The organism is Neisseria sp. HMSC070F02 (genome assembly GCF_001814225.1).
Taxonomy (GTDB): domain Bacteria; phylum Pseudomonadota; class Gammaproteobacteria; order Burkholderiales; family Neisseriaceae; genus Neisseria; species Neisseria meningitidis.
The window spans coordinates 1-4,269 of the sequence record NZ_KV815492.1; the positions used below are offsets into that span (position 1 = coordinate 1).

Annotated in this window: 5 protein-coding genes and 1 pseudogene; 5 read left to right on the top strand and 1 reads right to left on the bottom strand. The window is 32.2% G+C overall.

Translation table 11 applies throughout. The annotated features are described in order from the left end of the window. Positions 1-35: 35 nt before the first annotated feature. Positions 36-212, bottom strand: a pseudogene (locus HMPREF2959_RS13570) (hemolysin B); the annotation flags it as partial. A 1,022-nt stretch (positions 213-1,234) separates the two neighbouring features. On the opposite strand from HMPREF2959_RS13570, the gene HMPREF2959_RS09900 reads away from it, so the two are divergent. From HMPREF2959_RS09900 to HMPREF2959_RS09925, 5 genes are all read left to right on the top strand, one after another. Then, entirely contained in the window at positions 1,235-1,456 is a 222-nt protein-coding gene (locus HMPREF2959_RS09900) for a hypothetical protein (RefSeq protein ID WP_002233631.1), read from the top strand. Positions 1,457-1,639: 183 nt separating this feature from the next. Then, positions 1,640-1,933, top strand: a complete 294-nt coding sequence (locus HMPREF2959_RS09905) for a hypothetical protein (protein WP_002245490.1) — start codon at positions 1,640-1,642, stop codon at positions 1,931-1,933. Next, on the top strand, positions 1,930-2,214 hold the full coding sequence (locus HMPREF2959_RS09910; RefSeq protein ID WP_002229610.1) for a hypothetical protein: 285 nt from the start codon (positions 1,930-1,932) through the stop codon (positions 2,212-2,214). The genes HMPREF2959_RS09905 and HMPREF2959_RS09910 overlap by 4 nt, the downstream gene beginning before the upstream one ends. 537 nt (positions 2,215-2,751) lie before the next feature. Beyond that, complete coding sequence (locus tag HMPREF2959_RS09920; RefSeq protein WP_002219100.1) at positions 2,752-3,309, top strand: hypothetical protein; 558 nt, start codon at positions 2,752-2,754, stop codon at positions 3,307-3,309. Positions 3,310-3,569: 260 nt separating this feature from the next. Beyond that, positions 3,570-4,085: a hypothetical protein gene (locus tag HMPREF2959_RS09925; protein WP_002231952.1), complete on the top strand. Its 516-nt coding sequence runs from the start codon at positions 3,570-3,572 to the stop codon at positions 4,083-4,085. Positions 4,086-4,269: the final 184 nt, after the last annotated feature.

A 4,269-nucleotide genomic window follows, 5' to 3' on the forward strand; every position in this document is an offset into this window, starting at 1 on the left:
GCGTTTCAGAATGCCGAAAACAACCACTTTTCCTTAAAATGGTTGCCGTCATCACACCATACCAATGCAGGTAAGGTCACCATAGCCAAACGTTTGACAGGCTGGCGTACTACCTTTGCCTTCAATCCCAAAGATTTGGCGGCAATGCCGTGATAATGGGCGAGGATGATGAGGGCGGAAAGAGCGGGGTGTGGTGTAGATACGATAGCCATAATATTAGATTGGATAGCAATAACGGTTGGCAAAGGAATATACAAAAACAATAGGGGTAATTGTAAGGATACACACGAAAATTGTAAAGCAAAAGTGTGGAAGAATGGTTGTTTGAGGGAAACAAGACAGCCTCGAATACGATATAAGTATATATCTATTTTCCACGCGTTATTGAAGGTACAGGCTGCCCAAAGTCACCGTTGTGATCAAATAACATATTTTCCCGTGTTTTAGACAGACTGAAACAGGTGTATATTATTATTTTAAATGTATTTAAATATATTTAACTATTATTGACGAAATTTTAGAAAAAGAGTAGACTGTCGATTAAATGACAAACAATAGTGAGAAAGGAAATATTTACTATCCGAGTACAGAGCATATTTTACTGTTCCTGCTGGCCGAAGAGGATGAAGGTGGACTTACCCGAGAATAAATGTCCTGTTGTGTGATATGGATGCCATGCCGCGAAGCAATTGATGCAATCACGGCAGTCCTACTTGAATGAAACCTGTCGTTGCAGAATTTGGAAACGCTATTTTTAAGAAAGGATAAAGGGAGAAAGAATTTCTGGTTTTTAAGCTGCATGAAACCGTGTTGGAATAAATGCACACCTACGATAATTAATAATTTTCGTTTTCTATTCTACAAGCTATTCATATATGATTGCTAAAAGTTTATTTTTTAGATGCCAAAAAATATATTTTATATACTTTATATTGTTTATATGTCTTTATTTGAATATATCTTACGATGGGGAAATATTTATATATTTTATAATGAATTTTACTCATTTGTTAATATGTCATGGAATATTACTTGTATTTTGTAGAATTTTTCCATATGAAAATATTCCATTTACTATTTTTCTGAACTTTATTAGTTTATTTTTAGTATTTTTACCTCTTATATTTACCATAAGAGAGCTAATTGATTCATATTATATTGAGTCGATAATTAATTTATTTTTAATTTTAATTCCTCACGTTATTTTTTTAATTTACTTGAAAGGAAAGCAGATATGACATATGCAAATTTTAATATTAACGGTTTTGGAGATGTGAAATTAACACCCTATTCACCACTCTTGGGATATAAAGCTTGGGATTCATTTATTGGTTCTATTCAATCCTTATCTGATTTAATCTATAATGTGGATAACAATAGAAATAAAATGGAAATTACTGTTAATAATGCTATTCAAGCTGCAGATAGCTTTTTAAGCAGTAATTGGAAGAGATAACAAAATAACAAAATAACAAAATAACAAATACTGCTTCTTTACTTGCATCCCTCGATAACATTTTTTTAAATTTAAGAAATGTATCTCGAGATATACGAGAAAAATGCTAAAATCCTCTACTGTTTTACAGCATGAATTGAATTAAATAAGGATTATGGAAACGAGAGGCTTGGCGAATCTATAATGAATATAGATGATTTTACACCAAGTAAGATAGCAAACTTTTTTGCGGATCCTGATACATACAGCAATGTATTAGAAGAAGTATCTAGGTTTATATATTCCTTAGTTCCTGATGATGCAAACCCTTGGAAAGGGGGCGAAGATTATATTGGACGAGGGATAAGTGAATGGGGAGAGTTACTGGAAAAATGGTATAAACAAGATTTTCTCCCTTATCTTGAAAAGAATGGGACCAATTTCCGAAATTTGAAGATTGGCTGCCTGAATTCCCTGAATGGGCAAGAGAGTGGTTGAAATTAGCTCTCAAACGTTCAGGCAAATATAACGTTTACGATCCCCTCGCCCTAGATTTGGACGGCGACGGTATAGAAACCGTTGCCACCAAAGGCTTTTCAGGCAGCTTATTTGATCACACCAACAACGGCATCCGCACCGCCACGGGCTGGATTGCTGCATATGACGGTTTTTCTGTGCGCAAATTAAACAGTAACGGGGGCATTATTAGCACGACAGATACCATATTCCAATCTTTGCATACATGGCTTGATCATCAACCAAATGATACATGCCATTGAAAAATATAGAAAATTAATTGAAAGCTTAAATGGATATTGAAATGAATGATCACATAGTACAAATTATAAGAAGGTTCGGGCTAGGTAGGATATTTTTTTATTCGTATAGCAAATCATCTATAATAATTTTTTCTTCGTATGTTGTTTATTATATAATTTACAATTATCAATTTAATTACCTTTCGCTTTTAATTTATTTATTACCAATGTTGTGTAGTATATATATGATTATATTTTTTTTAAGAAAAACTAGGGAGATATTAACGATATATCAAAGAAAAAAATTTTTAAATTCTATTTTTTCATCCAGAGTTGAAATAATAATAGGTTCCAAGAAAAGAAAGTTGGGTATAAGCAGTTTTTATTTACTAAATTTATTATGGCTTATTTGGTGCCTTATGATTTATAGAGAACAAGTCCGATTAAATAACTTAACTCTCTTTTTATCCTTTATATTCTCATTATTTTTTTTATTATATAATTTTGTTTTATTTTTAAATGTTTATGTTAATTTTTTCAAATTAAGAGAGGCTTAATATGGAAAATAACAAAGCCAAATCTGATGATAATTCAGTTTCTATTGAATTTATACAAGATTTTATAACTGCAAGTACGGATGTAATTAATCTGAGTTACGAAAATTTTCGTAAAAATTTTTATACACAAATGTCAACTGATTCTACCAATTATGCAGCCAAACATGAAAGTTTAGGAAAATCGGTACAACGTGAATTACAAAAAACACAAAGTCAGTTGAGACAAGTTGTAAGAAAAATGCAGAGTAAATATAATATAAATAATAAAGCACGAGCAGCAGAAATATCTTTGTTAAGGCAAATGCAAAGCCAATTTTCTCGAAAAGATGTAAACAAAAATCTTGGTAACGGCAACACTTTGGCTCAACAAGGCAGCTACACCAAAAAAGACGGCACAACCGCGCAAGCAGGCGATTTGCTGTTGGCTGCTGACAACCTGCACAGCCGCCTCACGGACAAAATGCTATCCATTAGCCATGTTCGGGAAAACACGATTTCCCCGTTTGTTTTAGGCTGTCTAAAACAAATAACCATAAATGCATATCATTATTTAAAATAAATAAAAGTATTTAACTATTTTTGACAAAATTTTAGAAATAGAGCTAGAGTTTTAGTTAAGTAGAAATTGATAGTGCTTCAAGGGAAGTATTCTCTATGTTTGCATTAAAGGGGGTCTGATAAAGCTATTATTCATTACTATGGACTTTTATTTCATTATTTTCAGGCGGAAATCTCATAGCCGTTTTGAATTTTTCTCTTCCTTATTAATTATACAAATAATTAGTATATTCTGATATGGATTTTTTGGAAATTTTTATTATGTCTGCATTTAGAAAAATATTATTAATAATATCTTGCCTATTGATTGCTAGCTGCAGTTTTGTTGAAACTATTTTTTATATGGCTATTAGCCCAGAACCTGTTGTGGTAGACTTTCCTCTTGGTAAAAAAACAAAAAGATCTATTGAACTCAAACAGAAAATTGGTAAACCTTATGCAATATCGTTAGGAACTAATTTTATACATTATGATCCAAAACAGGGGGAGAGGTGGATTGATGATAAGTTAAACTATCCATATAATATATCGGTTAAAATATTTAAAGTGGAAGAAGATGGTAAAAAACTTATTATAGATGAGTTGCTTACAGAGAGAAGTAGAAAATTAGGAGGCGGAGTATTTGGAGCTGGGGGAAAATACAGTATGTATATTTATGATTTTTATTTGCCGGAAGGGGAATATTTATTTGAGATTTCTGATAATAGTGAATATATTCCACTTTACGATGAAATAAATAATTCTATAAGAATAGTAGTTAATGCACGAATTCAGTAAATTTTTCTAGAAATGTGGGGTTACTTATGGCTGATTATTATGCGATAACTGTAAAATTTGCGAAGCAGGGTACGCCACTGAAACAAGAGGGGGTGTATCCAAGACGGGTACGTTTGGGTTGAACTGTATTCGGCTAGAGATAAAAAAATCGGGGCTGTACTAGATTAGCCCTAAATCCACACCA

Coding starts and splice junctions, on each gene's coding strand:
- HMPREF2959_RS09925 (WP_002231952.1), top strand. CDS start 3,570: ATGTCTGCATTTAGAAAAATATTATTAATAATATCTTGCCTATTGATT.
- HMPREF2959_RS09905 (WP_002245490.1), top strand. CDS start 1,640: ATGAATATAGATGATTTTACACCAAGTAAGATAGCAAACTTTTTTGCG.
- HMPREF2959_RS09900 (WP_002233631.1), top strand. CDS start 1,235: ATGACATATGCAAATTTTAATATTAACGGTTTTGGAGATGTGAAATTA.
- HMPREF2959_RS09920 (WP_002219100.1), top strand. CDS start 2,752: ATGGAAAATAACAAAGCCAAATCTGATGATAATTCAGTTTCTATTGAA.